This is a genomic window from Neobacillus driksii, from assembly GCF_013409995.1.
Lineage (GTDB): Bacteria > Bacillota > Bacilli > Bacillales > Cytobacillaceae > Neobacillus > Neobacillus driksii.
In genome coordinates, this window is sequence record NZ_JACCBX010000001.1 from 683,296 (window position 1) to 703,476 (window position 20,181).

At 38.9% G+C, this 20,181-nt stretch carries 18 protein-coding genes, 1 tRNA gene, 1 rRNA gene and 1 pseudogene; 15 read left to right on the top strand and 6 right to left on the bottom strand.

Going from position 1 to position 20,181, the window contains the following annotated elements:
- The first annotated feature begins 50 nt into the window (after window positions 1-50).
- The 11 genes from F4694_RS03120 to F4694_RS03170 all read left to right on the top strand — a co-directional run bounded on the left by F4694_RS03120 (window position 51) and on the right by F4694_RS03170 (window position 12,724).
- A complete protein-coding gene (locus tag F4694_RS03120) occupies window positions 51-3,299 on the top strand; it encodes a BTAD domain-containing putative transcriptional regulator (RefSeq protein ID WP_179595426.1) in 3,249 nt (1,082 codons plus the stop codon).
- 189 nt (window positions 3,300-3,488) lie between these two features.
- On the top strand, window positions 3,489-4,670 hold the full coding sequence (locus F4694_RS03125; protein ID WP_179595475.1) for a substrate-binding domain-containing protein: 1,182 nt from the start codon (window positions 3,489-3,491) through the stop codon (window positions 4,668-4,670).
- Between the two features lie 90 nt (window positions 4,671-4,760).
- On the top strand, window positions 4,761-5,516 hold the full coding sequence (locus tag F4694_RS03130) for an ABC transporter ATP-binding protein (RefSeq protein ID WP_179595427.1): 756 nt from the start codon (window positions 4,761-4,763) through the stop codon (window positions 5,514-5,516).
- Complete coding sequence (locus F4694_RS03135; RefSeq protein ID WP_179595428.1) at window positions 5,513-6,220, top strand: ABC transporter ATP-binding protein; 708 nt, start codon at window positions 5,513-5,515, stop codon at window positions 6,218-6,220. Before F4694_RS03130 ends, F4694_RS03135 begins: the two co-directional genes overlap by 4 nt.
- Window positions 6,221-6,239: 19 nt before the next feature.
- Window positions 6,240-7,100: a branched-chain amino acid ABC transporter permease gene (locus F4694_RS03140; RefSeq protein ID WP_179595429.1), complete on the top strand. Its 861-nt coding sequence runs from the start codon at window positions 6,240-6,242 to the stop codon at window positions 7,098-7,100.
- A gap of 4 nt (window positions 7,101-7,104) precedes the next feature.
- Window positions 7,105-8,103, top strand: a complete 999-nt coding sequence (locus tag F4694_RS03145) for a branched-chain amino acid ABC transporter permease (RefSeq protein WP_179595430.1) — start codon at window positions 7,105-7,107, stop codon at window positions 8,101-8,103.
- Window positions 8,104-8,113: 10 nt separating this feature from the next.
- Window positions 8,114-8,293 (top strand): hypothetical protein, encoded by a 180-nt coding sequence (locus tag F4694_RS03150; RefSeq protein WP_179595431.1) that lies wholly within the window; start codon window positions 8,114-8,116, stop codon window positions 8,291-8,293.
- 17 nt (window positions 8,294-8,310) lie between these two features.
- Window positions 8,311-9,324, top strand: coding sequence for a 3-oxoacyl-ACP synthase (locus F4694_RS03155; RefSeq protein ID WP_179595432.1), 1,014 nt, complete (start codon window positions 8,311-8,313; stop codon window positions 9,322-9,324).
- Window positions 9,325-10,227 carry an intracellular short-chain-length polyhydroxyalkanoate depolymerase gene (gene phaZ, locus F4694_RS03160; protein WP_179595433.1) on the top strand — a complete coding sequence of 301 codons (903 nt, stop codon included), beginning with the start codon at window positions 9,325-9,327 and terminating at the stop codon, window positions 10,225-10,227. It begins immediately after the preceding gene.
- On the top strand, window positions 10,224-10,964 hold the full coding sequence (gene fabG / locus F4694_RS03165; protein WP_179595434.1) for a 3-oxoacyl-ACP reductase FabG: 741 nt from the start codon (window positions 10,224-10,226) through the stop codon (window positions 10,962-10,964). The genes phaZ and fabG overlap by 4 nt, the downstream gene beginning before the upstream one ends.
- Before the next feature lie 260 nt (window positions 10,965-11,224).
- Complete coding sequence (locus F4694_RS03170) at window positions 11,225-12,724, top strand: acyl-CoA synthetase (RefSeq protein WP_179595435.1); 1,500 nt, start codon at window positions 11,225-11,227, stop codon at window positions 12,722-12,724.
- A gap of 126 nt (window positions 12,725-12,850) precedes the next feature.
- Here F4694_RS03170 and F4694_RS32895 read toward each other — a convergent pair whose 3' ends face one another.
- The gene (locus F4694_RS32895) at window positions 12,851-12,934 is read right to left on the bottom strand and encodes a hypothetical protein (protein ID WP_374757402.1); all 84 of its coding nucleotides are present in this window, start codon (window positions 12,932-12,934) and stop codon (window positions 12,851-12,853) included.
- A gap of 50 nt (window positions 12,935-12,984) precedes the next feature.
- Between F4694_RS32895 and F4694_RS31695 the strand changes: the two are divergent.
- A pseudogene (locus tag F4694_RS31695) lies at window positions 12,985-13,104 on the top strand (glutathione-dependent formaldehyde dehydrogenase); the annotation flags it as partial.
- Between the two features lie 28 nt (window positions 13,105-13,132).
- On the opposite strand, the gene F4694_RS03180 reads toward F4694_RS31695, so the two are convergent.
- Window positions 13,133-14,020, bottom strand: coding sequence for a selenium metabolism-associated LysR family transcriptional regulator (locus F4694_RS03180; RefSeq protein ID WP_179595436.1), 888 nt, complete (start codon window positions 14,018-14,020; stop codon window positions 13,133-13,135).
- Between the two features lie 124 nt (window positions 14,021-14,144).
- Between F4694_RS03180 and F4694_RS03185 the strand changes: the two genes are divergently transcribed.
- Together F4694_RS03185 and F4694_RS03190 are read left to right on the top strand one after the other, a co-directional pair.
- Window positions 14,145-14,384 carry a sulfurtransferase TusA family protein gene (locus tag F4694_RS03185; RefSeq protein WP_179595437.1) on the top strand — a complete coding sequence of 80 codons (240 nt, stop codon included), beginning with the start codon at window positions 14,145-14,147 and terminating at the stop codon, window positions 14,382-14,384.
- Window positions 14,385-14,658: 274 nt separating this feature from the next.
- The gene (locus F4694_RS03190; RefSeq protein WP_179595438.1) at window positions 14,659-16,014 is read left to right on the top strand and encodes a DEAD/DEAH box helicase; all 1,356 of its coding nucleotides are present in this window, start codon (window positions 14,659-14,661) and stop codon (window positions 16,012-16,014) included.
- A 39-nt stretch (window positions 16,015-16,053) separates the two neighbouring features.
- On the opposite strand, the gene F4694_RS03195 is transcribed toward F4694_RS03190, so the two are convergent.
- From F4694_RS03195 to F4694_RS03210, 4 genes are all read right to left on the bottom strand, one after another.
- Window positions 16,054-17,586: a solute symporter family protein gene (locus F4694_RS03195; protein ID WP_179595439.1), complete on the bottom strand. Its 1,533-nt coding sequence runs from the start codon at window positions 17,584-17,586 to the stop codon at window positions 16,054-16,056.
- Window positions 17,583-17,912 (bottom strand): DUF485 domain-containing protein, encoded by a 330-nt coding sequence (locus F4694_RS03200; protein ID WP_179595440.1) that lies wholly within the window; start codon window positions 17,910-17,912, stop codon window positions 17,583-17,585. Before F4694_RS03200 ends, F4694_RS03195 begins: the two co-directional genes overlap by 4 nt.
- A gap of 290 nt (window positions 17,913-18,202) precedes the next feature.
- Window positions 18,203-18,275 (bottom strand) — tRNA-Ala (locus F4694_RS03205).
- A 73-nt stretch (window positions 18,276-18,348) separates the two neighbouring features.
- Window positions 18,349-19,047 (bottom strand): MgtC/SapB family protein, encoded by a 699-nt coding sequence (locus F4694_RS03210; RefSeq protein WP_179595441.1) that lies wholly within the window; start codon window positions 19,045-19,047, stop codon window positions 18,349-18,351.
- A gap of 574 nt (window positions 19,048-19,621) precedes the next feature.
- On the opposite strand from F4694_RS03210, the gene F4694_RS03215 reads away from it, so the two are divergent.
- Window positions 19,622-20,181 (top strand): 16S ribosomal RNA (locus tag F4694_RS03215); the annotation flags it as partial.

The window sequence follows — 20,181 nt, forward strand, 5'->3', positions numbered from 1 at the left end:
TATATGATAAAATAAACTAAAAATTAAAAAAATAGAAAGGAGGATTATAAATGAAGCTGCCTATTATACAAACAAAACTGCGAATCCCCGTTATTAAAGATGAATTTATTAGACGTGCCACTCTTACTAGGAAAATGAAGAAAATACCTGAGTACCCTTTGACCATTATTCATTCGGGTGCCGGTTTTGGAAAAAGTACGGCACTCGCTTTGTTTATGAGGGATGAAAAAATCCCGGGCTGCTGGTACTCCATTTCATCCATGGATGACGACATCCTTCCATTCCTTTCCTATATCATTCATTCGATTAGAGGTTTGGTTCCTGATTTTGGCCAGGAAATTGCAAAACATATCGAAACTATGGAGCGGTACATACGGGAAGAAGATTTGAGTTATTTATGCACCTTGTTTATAAATGAAATACTAGAAGTTGATTCTGATATCACGTTAATTTTGGATGACTATCATCAAATTGATCATTCCTACACGATCAACAGCTGGATTGAAAAATTACTACAGCATATTCCGGCTAATTTACATTTAGTGATCTCAAGCAGAAGTCGACCTAACTGGAAGCATTTAACGAAAATGAGGATTAACGGGAAGTTACTAGAAATAACCCGAGAAGATTTAGTTCTCACTATAGAAGAAATGGAATTATTATTAACCGACCTTTATGGACTGGAAATAGAACCCACACACTTACAAAGTATCTATCAAATAACAGAAGGCTGGATTATCGCATTGTGTATGATTGCACAGCAGATCCCACTTACTGGAGATATCTCCGCACACTTTGAACACTCTACTTATTCACTTCAGGACTTATTCGACTACTTAGTAATGGAAGTCTTTTCAAAACAGCCGCCAATCATTCAGCAATTTTTGGAGCAAACATCCATTTTAGATGTAATGGAAGAAGAACTTTGCGATGAAGTAATTGGAATTCATGGCGCTTCTAACATGCTCGAGCAATTAAAGGAAAGAAATTTGTTTATCCAAAAGATTGGATTAAAGCATTATCGCTACCATGCGCTTTTTAAGGAGTTTTTAGAAAACGCTTTCCTGAAAAATAACCCCTCTGCCTATTCGGCGCTGCATGAGAAATGTGCAAGATTCTATGAAAAAAAGTCCTTGTGGGAAGAGGCTCTCTATCACTATAAAAAAATCAATCATTATAAAGCAATCGCATCCATTTTACAGGACCAGGGTGTTAACATGCTTGAGGGCGGGAAGCTAAAAAGCCTGTCTGATCATTTAATGTTGGTTCCTGTTCATGAGATGGATACCTACTATCTTCTCTGGTTTCTTAAAGCAGAGGTCCAGAGATATCGCTCCCAATATCAAGAGGCAGAGAAATGTTATGATAAAACTTACTTTGAGGCCGGGAAGAGGAATGATTATCTCGGGATGAGTAGGGCGTTAGAGGGAAAAGCAAAGATTTATTTAGATACCATCCAGCCTCATCAAGCCGAAACATTATTGTATGAAGCGATTGAAGCAAGAGAAAAAAGTAATAGTCCAGAAGCGGAAAAAGCGAAGCTATATTATTTGCTCTCTGAAAATCTTCTGAATGCTGGAAAATCAACCAACGCGGAAAAATGGCTGCAAAAGGCTAAAGAATCCAGCCCGTCTATATTAGATGGAAATATTGAAGCAAGATTGTATTTAAGAACAGGCCGGTTTGAGGAAGCAAAAAAGGTTTTGTACAACCAAAAGGTAGAATTGTCGGGTAAAAATGGTTCTGCTCTTCCGAAGTCACATAGAGAAACAGATCTGCTATTGTCCTTAATCGAAGCCTTTATGGGCGAAGGATTGAATGCAAAGGACTTAGCGCAGGCAGGCATTCAACAAGGTATTAGTTTAAAAGCACCCTTTGTGGAGGCATGCGGCTGGATTCGGATGGGGCATGCAGTCCAAATTCTTAATAAATATGACTCCGATTTGGCTGAGCAGTGCTACCATACCGCTTTGGGTATTATGGATACGCTTAATGTAGAAAGGGGAAAAGCCGAACCTTTAATGGGGCTTTGTATCCTGTATGGAACTAGGGGAGAATACGAGCGTGCCCTAGACGCCGGAAAAAAAGCATTGCTAGAGACGGAAAAGGTACAGGATATCTGGCTTTCCGCTCTTATCAGCCTGTGTATGGGGATTACTTGTATTTATAACGAGAGACTAGAAAATGGACTAGATTACTTAGAAAAAACTAGGGAATTATTTTATCAGTGCGAGGATTCTTTTGGACAAATGTTATCCAGTTTCTGGCTCGCCTATAGTTACTTTCTAAAAAAAGAAGAAGATATGTTTAGGCAGTCAATCGATAAGTTTTTATATATGATTCAAACCCATGAATTTGAGTTCTTTTTCCATAATGTGTCATTATTTAGCCCAAGGGATTTACAAATGGTTGTTCCGTTCTTAATACAGTGTGCAAAAGGGAATATTCAAAGGTCATATGCGGTGAAAATCCTTCAGGATATGGGGATTACTGGATTGGATTCACATCCTGGCTATTCGATCAGAGTTCAAACACTGGGACAATTTAAAATTTGGCTTGGGGATAAGGAAGTAGCTGAAAAAGATTGGCAGCGCGAAAAAGGCAAAGAGCTGTTTCAGCTCTTTATTACCGTTAACGAACTGATTTCCAAAGAAGAGATATTCCAAATTCTTTGGCCAAATCAAGATACTAAAAATGCAGACCGTGATTTTAAAGTTGCCTTAAATAGTCTTCATCATGTTCTAGAGCCAATGCGGAAGGCCAGGGCAGCCCCTTTTTTTATTATCAGAGAAGGGTTGTTTTATGGATTAAATCCTCATGCAAAAATTGAACTGGATACAACTCAATTTCAGATATTGATTCAGAATGGGCTAAATGAAACATCCCAAGAGAAGGTGATATCTCTTTTGGAAAAAGGCTTAAAACTTTATCAAGGGGAATACCTGCCAGAACGAAGATATGATGATTGGTGTATTAGTAAACGAGAGAGTATGTTAGTCTATTTCTTACGAGCTGCTGAAAGAATCGCTCAAATTATGGTCCGTCAAGAGAAATATGATCATGCTATCTATTGGTGTGAAAAAATACTAAAGCGAGACCGCACGTGGGAAGAAGCCTATCGATTGTTAATGTATTGTTTTTATCGTAAAAACAATCGTCCACAGGCAATGAAATGGTATCAAAAATGCAAGGTGATATTAGAAGAAGAGCTTGGAGTTTCTCCTCTAGAGCCCACAACACAAATGCACGACATGATACTTGAATCAGAAAAATATATTGATCCAATCGAGCAGCCTTAATGCAGGGCTGTTTTTTTGTCTTAGTCTGACCTCCCGAGGGTGCATTCCTTGCCTTGTAACTTCTCTGTAACTCTACTTTTCTATTATTAACTCAAAGCTTTGCATGTTTTTATTTTTAAATTATAAGGGGGAAAAGAAGTGAAGGCTTTTCGTGGAAAAGGGGTTTTGTTAGGATTTCTTATTTTTATCATGATCTTTGCTACAGCATGCAGCTCAGACAAAACTGAGGGAGATACAAGTGGTAAGGGAGAAAAGGCCGAGAAAAAGGAGCCAATTAAAATTGGTGTCCTTGCCTCAACAACTGGTGCCTTAGAATCCTATGGTAAACAAACGTTAAGAGGTTTTGAGCTTGGACTTGATTATGCAACGGAAGGAACAATGGAAGTTGCCGGAAGAAAAATTGAGTTTGTGGTTGAGGATACAGAAACAAAGCCAGAAGTGGCTGTCCAAAAAGCAACCAAGCTTTTAGAAGAAGATGAAGTGGACTTCTTAGTTGGATCATCCAGCTCTGCAGATACATTAGCGGTCCTGCCGCTTGCTGAAGAATATCAAAAGATAATGATAGTTGAACCTGCTGCTGCCGATAGTATTACAGGCTCAGAATTTAATAAGTACATTTTCCGTTCAGCGCGAAATTCTTCACAGGATGCCGTTGCGGGAGCAGCTGCAATTGCTGATAAAGGTGTAAAAATTGCTACCCTTGCTCCTGATTATTCGTTCGGTCGTGACGGAGTTGCAGCCTTTAAAGAAGCAGCTGAAAAACTTGGTGCAGATATTGTATTAGAAGAGTATGCAGACCCTGCTGCTACTGACTTTACATCCAACATTCAAAAAATTATTGACGCAAAGCCTGATTATTTATTTGTTGTGTGGGCGGGTGCAAACTCTCCTTGGAAGCAAATTTCTGATATGAAGGTTCAAGACAAGGGCATCAAAATTTCAACAGGTGCTCCGGATATTGCAGCTTTGGCTACTATGGAACCGCTAGTTGGCATGGAAGGCTTTACTGTTTATTATCATGATCTTCCTAAAAATAAAATTAATGATTGGCTCGTAACTGAACATAAGAAACGATTCAACGGAGATGTCCCTGACTTATTTACGCCAGGCGGAATGAGTGCAGCGATTTCAATTGTTGAAGCATTGAAGAAAACCGAAGGCGATGCCGACGCAGATAAACTTATTGAAACAATGGAAGGCATGAGCTTCGAAACACCAAAAGGAAAAATGACCTATCGCGCAGACGATCACCAGGCCCTTCAAGCACTATACGCCATCAAACTCGAAAAGAAAGACGGCGTACCTTACCCAGTCCCTGTGTTAATGCGAGAACTAACACCAGAAGAAACCGCACCTCCAGTACGTAATTAAAAAGGTGTGTTTTTAAAAATATGAGGGTTAGACCTGTTGTTTTTGGTCACCCTCTTCCTTATTTCTATCTACAAGATCGGTGGTGAAAGCATGACAACCTTAATCGAAACAGACAATTTATCGATAACCTTTGGGGGACATACTGCAGTGGATTCCGTCAGCATTTCAGTTCCGGAAAAACACTTTAAATCTATTATTGGACCAAATGGCGCCGGAAAAACAACATTCTTTAATCTTTTAAGCGGTCAATTGAACCCTACGAATGGAAAAATATATTTTCGGGGAAAGGATATCACAAAACTTTCTTCAACGAAGCGAACGAGAGAAGGAATCGGACGTTCTTTTCAAATTACTAATGTATTTCCTAATCTAACTGTCCTTGAAAATGTAAGGCTTGCCGTTCAATCTAATGCCGGAGTTCGCTATCAAATGCTATTCCACTATAAAAAATATCGTGAATTTGAAGAAAAGGCCCTAGAGTGGCTAAGGCTGGTGCTTTTAGACGATAAAGTCGACTCATTTGCCATCAATTTGGCACATGGAGAAAAAAGAAAGCTCGAAATGGCTATGCTGCTTGCACTTGAAACCGAGGTCCTTTTATTAGATGAACCGACGGCAGGTATGTCTTTAGAGGATGTTCCTGCGATATTAGAAGTGATCAAAAGAATAAAAGAACAAGGGAATCGAACCATTATTTTAATAGAGCACAAGATGGATATGATTTTAGACTTATCAGATTCTGTCATGGTGTTATTTAATGGCAGGCTGTTGGCGGACGGAACACCTGAAGAAATTATGAAAAATGAAACGGTCCAATCTGCCTATTTAGGAGGTGTCAGCGTGTGAGCGAGCTACTGAAGATTAATAATATCGAAACGTATATTGGACAGTATCATATTTTACAAGGTGTTACTCTTGAAGTGAAAAAAGGTGAGGTAACAGTACTGCTCGGAAGAAATGGCGCCGGAAAAACGACAACATTACGGACCATTATGGGTCTAAATCCAGCTTCGAAAGGAAGTATTGTTTTTAAAGGAGAAGAAATCCAGTCCTTACCGACCTATACCATAGCCCAAAAGGGAATAGGATATGTTCCGGAAGACCAAGGTATTTTTGCTGGGTTAACAGTCGAAGAGAATATGAAAGTAGCCATTCAAAAAGAAAATGAAGAAACACATAAGCGGCTCGATTATATCTTAAATTTGTTTCCTGACTTAAAAAAGTTTTGGAAAAAACCAGGCGGCTTATTGAGCGGCGGTCAAAAACAAATGCTTTCTATCGCCAGAGCCTATGTAAATGATAACCAATTGTTATTAATTGATGAGCCTAGTAAGGGGTTGGCCCCTATTGTTGTCGAGAAGGTAATGGAATCGATCCTTCAAATGAAGGACCAAACCACGATCGTCTTAGTGGAACAAAATTTCATGATGGCCAGTACCATCGGCGATTGTTTTTATATTATCGATGATGGAAGAACGGTAAGCACCGGACCCATGAAACAGTTAAAAGAAGATGAGGAAATGAAACGAAAGTACTTGGGGATTGCTTAGGGAAGGAGGAAAGGGTTGAATGGAGCTATTGTTCAATTTGACATTAAATGGACTTGCAACAGGCATGCTGATTTTCTTGTTAGCAGCAGGATTGACGTTGATTTTTGGACTAATGGATGTGCTTAACTTTGCTCATGGCGGATTGTTTGCTTGGGGCGCTTATAGCGGGATCTGGATTTATACTACGACAGGGAGCTTTCTTTTTGGTATCATTGGTGCCATTCTAACCGGTTTTTTACTGGGGATTATCACTGAAAAGTGGATTATTAAGCCTGTTTACGGCAATCACGTTCAGCAAATTTTAATCACACTTGGCTTAATGCTGGTTCTATCAGAAATGTTAAAAGTCATATGGGGACCAAATCAATTAACAGCCAACCCTCCTGAATATTTGAGAGGCAGCTGGGAAATTGGCGACATGATTATCATTAAATATCGAGTATTTATCATCGTTGTTGGGCTGCTCGTTTTTGCAGGCGTACAATTCTTGCTTAAAAATACGAAAATTGGTCTGGTAGTCCGGGCTGGAGTTATGAATAAGGAAATGGTTCAGGCGTTGGGCATTAATATTAAGAAAGTATTTATGTTTGTTTTTATGATTGGTTCTGGAATGGCTGCATTAGGCGGAGTACTTTTTGGACCTTATTCCGGAGTCATTCACGCCGGAATGGGGATGGAATTTGCAATTTTAGCTTTTATTGTGGTTGTTATTGGCGGGATGGGAAATTTCACTGGGTCTGTTATGGCCGCTATTTTGGTGGGTTTGTCTGGTTCGTTCATGGCGTATTTTGTACCGGAATTATCTTTAGCAGTAAATATGCTTTTAATGGCCGTTGTGTTAATCGTTAAGCCACAGGGACTTTTTGGCGGAAAGGGGTGAGGGTATGAAGTGGATTGTAAATAATCGAATGAATGCTATTTATCTGATCATTGCTGCTTTTTTGCTTCTTCTTCCCTTCGTCTACGAATCAAGGAATATGCTAATTCTCTTAACTCAAATTTTTGTATTTGCCATTCTTGCAATGAGCTATGATTTATTATTGGGCTTCACTGGAATTGTTTCCTTTGGTCATGCGATGTTTTTTGGTATCGGAGCCTACTCGATTGGGATATTCATGAAGCGTTTTGAACCTACTATGCTTCATTTTATTTATGCCGTACTGGCCACCATTTTAATTACTGCAATCGTTAGTTTTATTGTTGGTTTGCTTACCCTTCGGTTGAAAAGTCATTTTTATGCGATGCTAACCATGGCATTGGCGGGTTTATTTTTAGTATTAGCGGAAAAGTGGCGGACATTAACGTTCGGAAATGATGGATTTACGTTTCGGGTACCGGAAATTTTTATTGATCGGACTAATTTTTACATCATATGTTTAGTCACCATGATCGCTGTATTTATGATTCTAAAACGCTTCACGAATTCCCCGCTTGGGAGAGTTTTACAGGCGATTCGAGAAAATGAGCAACGAACAGAGTCTTTAGGTTATCAAGTGTTACATTATAAAATTGCGGCAAGTGTCGTTTCTGGTGTGTTAGCGGGAATAGCGGGTATCTTTTACGCGATGTCCCTTCGATATGTGAATACAAGCGTATTTACGATGGATATTACCTTAGATGCTTTATTAATGACAATCATAGGTGGTGTTGGTACCTTAGTTGGTGCCATTATTGGAGCAGGATTAATTGAATTTGCTCATGATGGGTTAACAGAACTGGCAAAAGAACATTGGATTTTTGAGCGTTGGATTATTTTCTTTGGCATTATTTATATTCTAGTTGTCATTTTCTTCCCATTAGGTATTGTGGGAACACTAAGGAAATTTACCTGGAAACGAAGAAAACTGGAATCTGCTAAGAAAAAAGAAAACCTAGCAGGATAGGGGGAGGCTAATGGAATCATTACAAATTGCATCCTTCGTCGTTCGCTTTCAACTAGCAGCCGTTGAAAAAGAAACAGGTAAGAAACAATGGAGAATTAAAGTAACTCATGTACAAGAAGAGCGAGAGACATTATTTGAGACAATTGAGGAAGCAACTGCTTTTATGAAATCAATGGTAGAAGACTCTTAGTTTAGGAGGTGAGAGTTTTGGGTATAGGAATTGTTAGTACGGGCGTTTACCTTCCAGATGAATACATGACTGGTAAACAGATAGCAGAAAAGGCGGGTATCCCCACACATATTGTTGAAGAAAAAATGGGGATCAAGAAGAAACATGTACCGGGCAATAATGATCATACTTGTGAAATGGGGATTCTTGCGGCAAAGCAGGCGATTGAAAGAGCAGGTATAGATCCTTTTGGTATTGATGTCGTCATTTATATTGGCGAAGAGCATAAAGAATATCCACTTTGGACGGCCGGAATCAAATTACAGGAAGAAGTTGGGGCCATAAATGCATGGGCATTTGATGTTGCTTTAAGATGTGGAACAACCGTGATGGCTCTTAAGGTAGCAAAGAGCTTGATGATCGCAGATCCAACGATTAATACTGTACTGCTGGCAGGCGGATACCGAAACGTCGATTTCATAGACTACCAGAACCCGCGGACGCGCTTTATGTTTAACTTAGGTGCAGGCGGTGGAGCAATTCTATTGAAAAAAGACCATAACGAGAACGTCTTGTTAGAAACGGAGCTAATCACGGATGGTTCTTTTTCTGAGGATGTTGTGGTTGTTTCTGGAGGTACAAAACATCCAATAACAAAAGAGGCTATTGACCAGCGTCTAAATAAACTCGACGTTCTTGACCCAGAGGGAATGAAACAACGATTGGAACAAAAATCAATGGTCAATTTTATTAAGGTAATTAGGGAAGCTGTTAGAAATAGTGGTTATAAAGAAGAAGACATTTCTTATCTTGCCATGCTCCACATGAAAAAGTCTGCACATGAATATGTATTAAGAGAGTTAGGTTTATCCGATGATCAATCTATCTATTTAGAGGAATACGGACATATCGGTCAAATTGATCAAATTTTATCATTAGAGCTTGCACTTAAAGAAGGGAAGATAAAAGAGGGTGACCTAGTTGTTTTCGTTAGTGCTGGGATTGGCTATGCATGGGGAGCAGCAGCAATAAAATGGGGGAAGGTGAGCTAAATGGCTAATGTAACGATAAGAGAAGTTCATTTACCAAATGGGGAAACAATTGCCTATCGTGAGCGGGAAGGCGGAGAAAAAAAGGTATTACTTATACATGGAAATATGACTTCATCCAAACATTGGGACCTTGTTCTAGATAATATGTCTGAGGAATATAAGTTATATGCCCTGGATTTACGCGGGTTTGGTTTATCTAGCTACAATAAACTTATCACATCGATTAAAGATTTCTCCGATGATGTTAAGCTTTTTGTGGATGAAATTGGCTTGAAGGATTTTGCGATTATTGGCTGGTCCACTGGCGGTGCTGTTGCCATGCAATTTGCTGCCGATTACCCAGGGTATTGCAATAAACTGATTTTACTTGCCTCAGAATCTACTAGGGGCTATCCATTTGATGGAAAGCTAAGTGAGAACGAGACGCCTCGAAGATTTTCAAACTATGAAGATATTAAACGGGATTTAATTCGGACCATACCTGTGCAAGCAGCCTATGACACAAATAATGTTGAATTGTTGAAACTGATTTGGAACGCTGTCATTTACACACACAATCAGCCAACTCCAGCGCTTTATGATGAGTATGTTCAGGATATGAGAACACAGCGAAATTTAGCAGAGGTCCATCATTCAAACAATACATTTAATATCAGTCATCATCATAATGGACTTGTAGAAGGAAACGGACTAGTAGATAAAATCAATGTCCCTGTTCTTGTATTAAGAGGAGAACGTGATTTTGTGATTACTGCAGAAATGACAAGAGAACTGGTAGAGGATTTAGGACCAAAAGCTAAATTCGTTGAGTTGAAGGATTGTGGTCATTCACCACTTATTGACGACTTACCGCAATTATTAAATGAGGTTACTAATTTCCTAAAAACTGAGGTGTTCAAATGAGATTAAAAGATAAAGTGGCCATCATTACGGGAGCAGCTAACGGCATTGGATTCACTGCAGCTGAAACTTTTGCTAAAGAAGGTGCAAAGGTTGCCATGGCAGACTTTAATGTAGAACAAGGTGAAAAAAGGGCGGAGGAATTAAGAAAAAAAGGCTATGAAGTGACCTTTTTCCAAGTAAATGTTGCACAGCGTACAAGTGTGGATGAAATGGTTACAAAAGTCCGCGAGAGTTATGGAAATATTAGTATCCTTATCAATAATGCGGGGATCACAAAAGATGGCATGCTTTCCAAATTACCTGCCGAAGATTTTCAAGCAGTTCTAGATGTTAATCTAACAGGAGTATTTCACTGTACGCAAGCGGTTTTACCTTCAATGCTTGAAATTGGAAAAGGAAGAATTATTAATACTTCTTCTGTTTCAGGAGTGTATGGGAATATCGGTCAAACGAATTATGCAGCAACGAAAGCCGGCGTGGTTGGTATGACGAAAACATGGGCAAAAGAGCTTGGGAGGAAAGGAATTAATGTGAATGCCGTTGCACCTGGTTTTATCGAAACGGGAATGACTGCGAAAGTTCCCGAAAAAATATTAGACCAAATGAAACAGATGGTACCATTGGCAAGGCTTGGGAAGCCAGAAGATATTGCAAACGCCTACCTGTTTTTAGCTTCTGATGAATCAAATTATGTAAATGGAACTGTCCTTCATGTAGATGGGGGAATCATGATGTAGCGAAGCGGCCTTTTGGGGCCGTTTTTCTCTTTTTAAGAATATGTAGATATTCAATGGAAGTTGTGTAGATATATTTCAAAAGTGTGTAGATATATTCCGAGAATATGTAGATATAAATTGAAATCGTGTAGAAATACGTTAAAAGTGTGTAGATATATGTTCTCCGGCCCATAAAGTACCAAAATAGGTTGCTTTGTAACTACCCTGTAACTGAAATTAAGTAGAATGGTGTCATCTAGTTGTGAAGGAGCGATTGTGCGGTGAGGTGGGAACTCGATTGGCTGGAAAATAGAGCAAGATTATCCCCAAATAAGAATGCAGTAATCCTTGAAGATAATAATATGAAATGGACGTATAGAGAATTAAATAATCGGTCAACCTCAGTGGCTGGCTGGTTGAAAAATCAAGGTGTGAAAAAAGGCGATCGAGTAGCACTATTGTCGCCAAATGATATTAGTTATTTTGATTTGCTCTTTGCCTGTGGGAAAATTGGGGCCATTTTTGTTCCGCTCAATTGGCGTCTGTCCGTTCATGAATTACATGAAATATTATTGGATTGTACCCCAGTTTTGCTTGGAGTTCATCAAAAGTTTGAGAATATGTTTACTTCGTTGGAAACAGCTATACCCCATTCTTTTTATATTGGGGGCGTTGAGTATGAGAGAATAGTGAACCAAAGTTATGATCACCTATTTTTTGATAATATTTCCGAACTTGATCCATTAGCAATGATTTATACAGGAGGAACGACGGGCAAACCAAAGGGTGTTGTATTAAGCCACCAGTCCATTCAATGGAATGCGATTAATACGATTCTCAGCTGGAACCTTACTGAAGAGGAAATAACAATCAACTACATGCCCATGTTTCATACAGGCGGACTAAATGCATTATCGCTGCCAATATTAATGATTGGCGGGACCGTCGTTTTGGGAGATCAATATACGGGACAAAAAGTGGTTCACTCAATCCAACAATATAACTGCACCATCATTCTCCTTGTACCGACTATGTACCACCTACTCATTCAAACAGAGGAGTTTTGGAAAAGTGATTTCCCCTCTATGAAAATATTCTTATCAGGAGCGGCACCTTGTCCATTACAAGTATACGAAGCCTTTCAGAAAAAAGGATTGGCTTTTAAAGAGGGGTATGGTTTAACCGAGGCAGGACCGAATAACTTCTTTATAGATCATACTGACGCACAAGTGAAGCGGGGTTCAGTAGGAAAGCCAATGTTATTTAATGCCGTAAGACTTGTTAAGGACAATGGTCAGGAAGCAAAGGGTAATGAAGTTGGAGAACTCTTAATTAAAGGAAAACATTCTTTTTCGCATTATTGGAATAACGAATTGGCAACGCTAGAAACGAAAAAAGAAGGCTGGATTCATACTGGAGACTTAGCCAAGAAGGATGAGGAAGGATTCCATTATATTGTCGGCAGGAAAAAAGATATGATTATTACAGGAGGTGAAAACGTGTACCCTCTAGAGATTGAACATTGGATTGCTGCACATCCTGGGGTTGATGAAGTGGCGGTGATGGGACTGCCAGATGAAAAATGGGGGGAACTTGTTACAGCATTTATCGTCCCTAAACATTCTTACGCGATTGAGAAAGAAGAACTTATCGTTTATTGTGAAAAAAAACTAGGAAGATACAAAATTCCAAAGAAGTTCATTCAACTAGAAGAACTTCCAAAAACCCATGTTGGTAAAATTGATAAAAAGAAATTAAAAGAATTTAGTAAGCAAACATAAGGAGAACCCCTGTGGTTCTCCTTATCGTTATTTTTGGGCAAGTTTTAGGGCTGTATCAGAAACATTCAAATCAACTTCAAGCTGTTGACTCAAGTCATGTGGATGATAAAAACCTCGTGCAATCATTTAATTCGTTATTTTTTCGTGAGTGGCAATGGCGGTATTTAATTGTTCTCTCAGAGTAGCCTTTAACTCTGGTGTACCTGCCACAGTAATCGCGACAGCATAATTTCTTACGCCTCTACGATATGATTAACCAGCGAAAGATTGATATAAGTGACATCATTACTCATGGATTGCCGCTTGATCAGGCCAAGCATGGTTATGAAGTGTTTGATACAAAGACGGAAGATTGTATTAAGGTTATTCTGAAACCGTAAAAAATGGGCTGGTATATATCCAGCCCTCCTAATTGATCCATTCCCTAGCCCCTTCAATAAATAGCTTGGATAACATGGACTGCGTTTTGTTTTTGTTATAAACAAGATAGAAATATCGTTCATCATGAAATTCATTGATTTCTTGAATCGTTAATAAATTTCTTTCAAGATATTCGTTAGCTGCCATCTTAGAAATAATGGCAATACCGATATCCTGGAGTACAAACTCAATTAGACTTTGTCCGTTTTCAGTATAGGCTACAATATTCATTTTCTCCTTTGATATCTGATTTTTTTTCAGAAACTTTTCAATCAGAGAGTTGGTTCCAGAGTCAGAGTTTCTCATAATGAATGGGTAACTTAAAAGGTCTTGAATATTGACAGGTCCAACTATGTTAGAGTGCTTTGATGTGATGAGTACTAGGTGTTCCTTCAATAAAGGAATATAGCATAACTTTTCGTTATCGTATTTTTCACCTAATATACCGAAATCAACTGAACCATTTAGGACCTTATCAGCTATGTTTTTGGAGGATGATTGGTTTATATGAAATGTTGCTTTTGGATATTGCTGTCTAAATTGTTTAACCATTTTTGGAATCATAAATTGCCCAGGTACGGAACTGGCACCGATTCGAATCATACCTCTTAGCTCTGTTGCTCCCTCTTTTAAGTCCAGCATCGCCTGATCCTTCATTAATAAAAGCTTTAAAGCCCACTGATACAAACGTTCACCTGATGGTGTAAGAATAATTTCTCTGCCAACTCGGTCAAAGAGATTTACATTTAGTGTTCTTTCTAATGCCTGAATATGCGAACTAACCGTTGATTGACTTAAAAATATATCTTCAGCTGCTTTTGAAAAGCTCTTATGTTCAACTACTTTTGTAAATACATACAATTGATGTAAATCCATTGGTTCTACTCCTTTACTATTGGCAAAAACGATTTATAATCATTGATAGAATAGATAAATTGAATTTACCTCATCATATCATTTTTTTATAATGAAAGTAATACTGTGATCGGGAGCTGAATAGATGTCACTTCAATATGTGCCGGACCTAATCTATGATGCAGGCAAAACCGGATATGAAGAGCTCGTAATTAACCTATCCTCCACTATGAAGAGGTTGAACAAGGGACATATACTCGAAATTATATCCACTGAACCAGGTTTGAAAGATAAACTGCCTTCCTGGTGTAGACTAGAAACGCATCTATTGCTTGATCGGAAAGATTTTGGTGAAAGTAGTTATTACTATATAGAAAAGCGCTGACAGACCTTTCTTTTGATAAGGTCTTTTTTCAATTGGCTGTGTTAAAGAGACTGATGCTTTTAGAACCTGTTGATTGGAGCGTAAGGCGCTCGACTCCTGCGGGATGAACGAGCTGAGTGAGACCCCGCAGAAAGCGTAGCGCCTGGAGCGCAAATCAACAGCCTAGTTTAACACAGCCTTATTTTTTAAAAAAAGAATATTTGCCTTTTCGTTGATAAACACTCAATATTAATAAGGCAAAATATTGTTAGGGATAGAGAAAGTAGGGATTTTGTTGCCAGATTTTAAATCATTAGGTATTTCTGAATCAACTGTAAATAAATTAAGGAGCTACGGTGTAGCTCAACCCACACCAATCCAAGAAAAAACCATACCAACCGTGATGGATGGGAAAGATGTCATCGCACAAGCTCAAACAGGAACAGGAAAGACGTATGCGTTCATACTGCCAATTTTAGAAAAAATAAATTCGAACGCATCATATGTACAAGCTCTTATTGTTACACCGACTAGAGAATTGGCTTTACAAATTACGGATGAATTTCAAAAATTGACGGATGATATTCCAGGAGTCGATGTACTTGCTGTCTATGGAGGGCAGGATGTTGATAAACAGCTAAAGAAGTTAAAGAAAAATGTTCAGATTGTAGTTGGTACCCCTGGAAGGCTGTTAGATCATATTGGCAGAGGAACGGTTGATTTATCGGAAGTATCCTTTCTAGTTCTTGATGAAGCAGACCAAATGCTGCACATTGGTTTTTTAAATGAAGTGGTCGATATTATCAGTGAAACACCAGAAACAAGGCAGACTATGCTTTTTTCTGCAACTATGCCAGAAGAAATAAGAACGTTAGCTAACAAGCACATGCATAAACCACAATATATCCAAGTAGAAAAAACGCAGGGACCGGCAGAAAATGTTAAACTTATAGCCATTCACACGGTTGATAGAGCGAAACAAGCGACACTTATTCAATTGGTGGAAACACATCGGCCATATTTAGCTGTTATCTTTTGCAGGACAAAACGCAGAGTCTCAAAGTTGTACGAAGTGTTAAGATCACATAAATTTTTGTGCGATGAACTACATGGTGATTTATCACAAGCCAAAAGAGAGCAAGTGATGAAACGTTTCAGGGACGGGGAAATTCAATTATTAATAGCAACAGATGTTGCCGCCAGAGGGCTGGATGTTGAAGGTGTAACACATGTTTTTAACTATGACATCCCACAGGATGCTGAGAGCTTTATCCATCGAATCGGAAGAACAGGAAGAGCTGGCACAAAGGGCATGGCTATTACTTTATACTCCTCAGATGATCGACCAACTCTGGATATGATTGAGAAAGAATTAAATATTAATATCCAAAAACAAAACATCGGTAACACTGGAAGTAATCAAAGAAATGACCAAGTTCCATCTAAGCAAAAGACTTACCAAGGTAAAAAGGATGAAAAACAGAGACGCGCTGGTGGGAATAGGCGGGATAATAAACCTCAAGCTTCGTCTAGAAATAGCGGAAAATCAAAATTAAGTAAGGGTAAGCAATCTACCTCTTCTCAGGCTGGCAGCAGAAGGGATAGGAAAAGCACAACTACCGGCTTAGCGAAGAGCAGGCGGAGCAAATAGACAAGGGACTGAATCTACTTTCAGTCCCTTGTTTCGTTATTATTGTCCAATTCCTAGGTTTGATTTAACTAAAACTTCATCATACTTCTTTAAGTCAGCTTTCTGGCTGGAGAGTTTCGTTCCTAGGTACCCTGCAATAAATCCTAATGGGATTGAAACAATACCTGGAGTTGTATATGGGAAAAGTGGGTTCCCAACGAAAATGGCTTTTCCAACTTCAGGACTGAAAACATTCGGGCTGATGATTACAAGTCCAATAGCTGAGATAAGTCCCACCACCATGGCCCAAATTGCTCCGGTAGTATTAAAACGTTTCCAGTAAATTGTATAAATAATAACCGGTAAATTTGCACTGGCTGCTACAGCAAATGCTAGTGAAACAAGGAAAGCTACATTAAGGGTTTGAGCCCCTAAAGCTAAAACAATGGATAGCACTGACACACCAATTGCAGCCCAACGTGCCATACTTACCTGCTGTTTTTCTGTGGCCTTTCCTTTTTTTAGAATTTCGTTGTAGAAATCATGTGCAAAAGCTGACGCTGCTGTTAGAACAAGCCCTGCAACGACTGCAAGAATGGTAGCAAATGCCACTGCAGAAATAAATGCGAACAGCATATTCCCACCAAGTGCTTGTGCCAATAGTGGAGCTGCCATGTTTCCTGCTGCATTTGCAGCTACTATATCAGTTGTCCCAACAAATGCCGCAGCACCAAAGCCAAGGAATATGGTCATTACATAAAATATCCCAATGATCCACGTTGCATAAACAACTGAACTTCGAGCAGTTTTTGCATCTTTAACCGTAAAGAAACGTACCAAAATATGAGGCAGCCCAGCGGTACCTAATACTAGTCCTAAATTTAATGAAAGGGTGTCTATACCATCCTTGTATTTTACACCTGGGTTTAAGAAGGCTTCCTTTAATGGTGTCGCTGTTTTCATTTGGCCGAACATATCCGTAATACTAAAGTTAAATTTAGCAAATACAACAATCGATATTAAGAAGGTACCTCCCATTAGAAGGACAGCTTTAATAATTTGAACCCAGCTTGTTGCATGCATACCGCCAAAAATAACGTATATGGTCATTAATACCCCAACAATTAAAACAGATGTAGTATATTCCAATCCTAATAATAATTTAATAAGTGCACCTGCTCCAACAAGCTGAGCGATCATATAGAAGATAGAAATGGTTATGGTGTTCATAGCAGCAAAACCACGAACCTTTTTGGCATCAAAGCGCGCTGCAATCATATCAGCAAATGTATATTTTCCTAGATTACGCAAAGGTTCCGCCACCAAATACAGAACAACTAGATATGCCACTAGGAAACCGATACTATAAAAGAATCCATCAAATCCTGTAAGTGCAACTGCACCAGCAATACCAAGAAATGAGGCAGCAGACATATAATCACCTGCAATAGCCAATCCATTTTGCCAGCCAGTAAGTCCTCCTCCTGCAGTGTAAAACTCACTTGCATTCTTAGTACGTTTTGAAGCGAAATATGTAATAACCAACGTTACGAAAACGATACCAAGAAACATGGTAAAAGCAGCAATATTCATTGATTTGTACCTCCTTCTCTGACAACTTTTTCAGCTAAATCGTCAAATTTGGCTGCCTTTTTGGAGTAAAGCATACATAAACCCCATGTCATAACAAACTGAAGAAATGCGAATACCCATGCCCAGGAAATACTGCCTATGAATTTGTTATTCAATACCGTTGAGTATGAGGTTAAAATGGGTAATGCAAAATAGAAACAAAAGAAGAAGATCGTGATAGGAATAATGAATTTTTTCTTTTCGGAGAGTAATCTTTGGAAAGAAGGTGATTGAACGATAGCGCTGTAATCGCTTTCAGAAGTTGTTGTAATTTTCGGTGCCTCCATTGGAAGCTCCCCCTTTCAATGTAAAAAATGTACAAATTACTTATGAGGATAAAAATAACTTTGTTTACTCGTTCCCTCCTTAGAAAACAGATTTTTCGAAATATTAAATTTTTTGTTACGTTTATTATTATAGAAGCAGAGTAATACATTTAGCAATAGGAAAAATTTCATTTTTTTGGAAAAAACATTTGTTACTATGTAGATAGTAAAAACTATTCGAGGTTAACATTAGGCGTGGAATTGTGTGAAGATAAAAAGAAAAAACCTTTGCAGCGCAAAGGTTTTTGAGATGGAGACTATCGGGATCGAACCGACGACCTCTTGCATGCCATGCAAGCGCTCTCCCAGCTGAGCTAAGCCCCCGTGTGGTACAAGAAAAATTATATCTTTCTCATACCATTCTTGCAATAGTATTTTTCATTTTTTAGTTAAAAATTTATTGACCCATACTTTCTATTTCAACCTTTTGCACTCCGTCAAGATTTGAAACAGAGTCATATACATCTGTTGTTTTTTCACGATAATCTACTGCTACTAATATCTGAACGAGATGGTCACCATTGTCTAAATCCTTTATACGTATCCGTCGGATTATATATTTTCTCGCCATTAAGAATGAAATAGCATTTTCGATTTGGATTTTATCTCTGATAAATAATTGAAGACTAATTTCCTTTTCTCTCAATTGTTTTGGACCAATAAATTTCATGACGTACGGGACTAATTCGACACTAATGATGAGTAATGCAACACCAACAAACGCTTCAATAAAAAATCCGGCTCCAACAGCAATTCCTATTCCTGCTGCTCCCCATATCATTGCGGCTGTTGTTAATCCGGAGATACTATCATTTCCCCTTCTAAGGATTACGCCTGCTCCTAGAAAACCGATTCCAGAAACAATTTGTGCTGCAAGACGAAGAGGATCCATCGTAATTCTTACATGATCAGAATCCGGAAACATATAAGCTGATTCTATTGAGACGATGGTAAGCAGGCAACTTACTACAGAAATAACAAGACTTGTTTTTAGTCCTACAGGTTTTCGTTTTAATTCGCGTTCTAGTCCAATGATAAGTCCCAAGACAGCTGAAATGCCGAGCTTTATTAATATATCGTAATCAATATTCTCCATGGGTCTCACGTCCAATAATAGTAAGTATAGTATTGCTTAAATAAACATTCACTTTTATCATACGAAATCCCTTCTATGTTAATAAAGAATTTTCCTAATTTCTATATATGCAAACGGAGATTATGTATATTTAATAAGTTTTTACACTCAGCTTATATAAATAATTAAGGCAAACTCCTTTAATTACATATAAAGCAAAGGTAGATTCTATACTCATCCTTGAATTATCCTTTGACAGTTGAATATTCTTTATTCCCTTGATAGTAGGGTCTATTTATAAAAGAGGATTGTTCAAAAAAACTTTTAAAATTATATTGCAATCATTTTTATAACATGGTATATTAAATCTCGTCCTCTTCGAGAGAGTTAAGCAACGAAAATTAAATTTAAAAAGTTGTTGACATCACGATAGTGGATGTGTTAAATTAATGAGGTCGCTTTTGAGGTACTAAGTAGTACAGACTCACTGGTGATTGAAATTGTTCTTTGAAAACTAAACAAACAAGAACGTCAACAAAAAATATTAGTTTCTTCTATAGAAACTAGCCAACGTAACAAATGAGCTAAATCAACTTTCTTGGAGAGTTTGATCCTGGCTCAGGACGAACGCTGGCGGCGTGCCTAATACATGCAAGTCGAGCGAATCTTAAGGTGCTTGCACCTTTTGGTTAGCGGCGGACGGGTGAGTAACACGTGGGCAACCTGCCTGTAAGACTGGGATAACTTCGGGAAACCGGAGCTAATACCGGATAATCCTTTTCCTCTCATGAGGAAAAGCTGAAAGTCGGTTTACGCTGACACTTACAGATGGGCCCGCGGCGCATTAGCTAGTTGGTGAGGTAACGGCTCACCAAGGCGACGATGCGTAGCCGACCTGAGAGGGTGATCGGCCACACTGGGACTGAGACACGGCCCAGACTCCTACGGGAGGCAGCAGTAGGGAATCTTCCGCAATGGACGAAAGTCTGACGGAGCAACGCCGCGTGAGCGATGAAGGCCTTCGGGTCGTAAAGCTCTGTTGTTAGGGAAGAACAAGTACCGGAGTAACTGCCGGTACCTTGACGGTACCTAACCAGAAAGCCACGGCTAACTACGTGCCAGCAGCCGCGGTAATACGTAGGTGGCAAGCGTTGT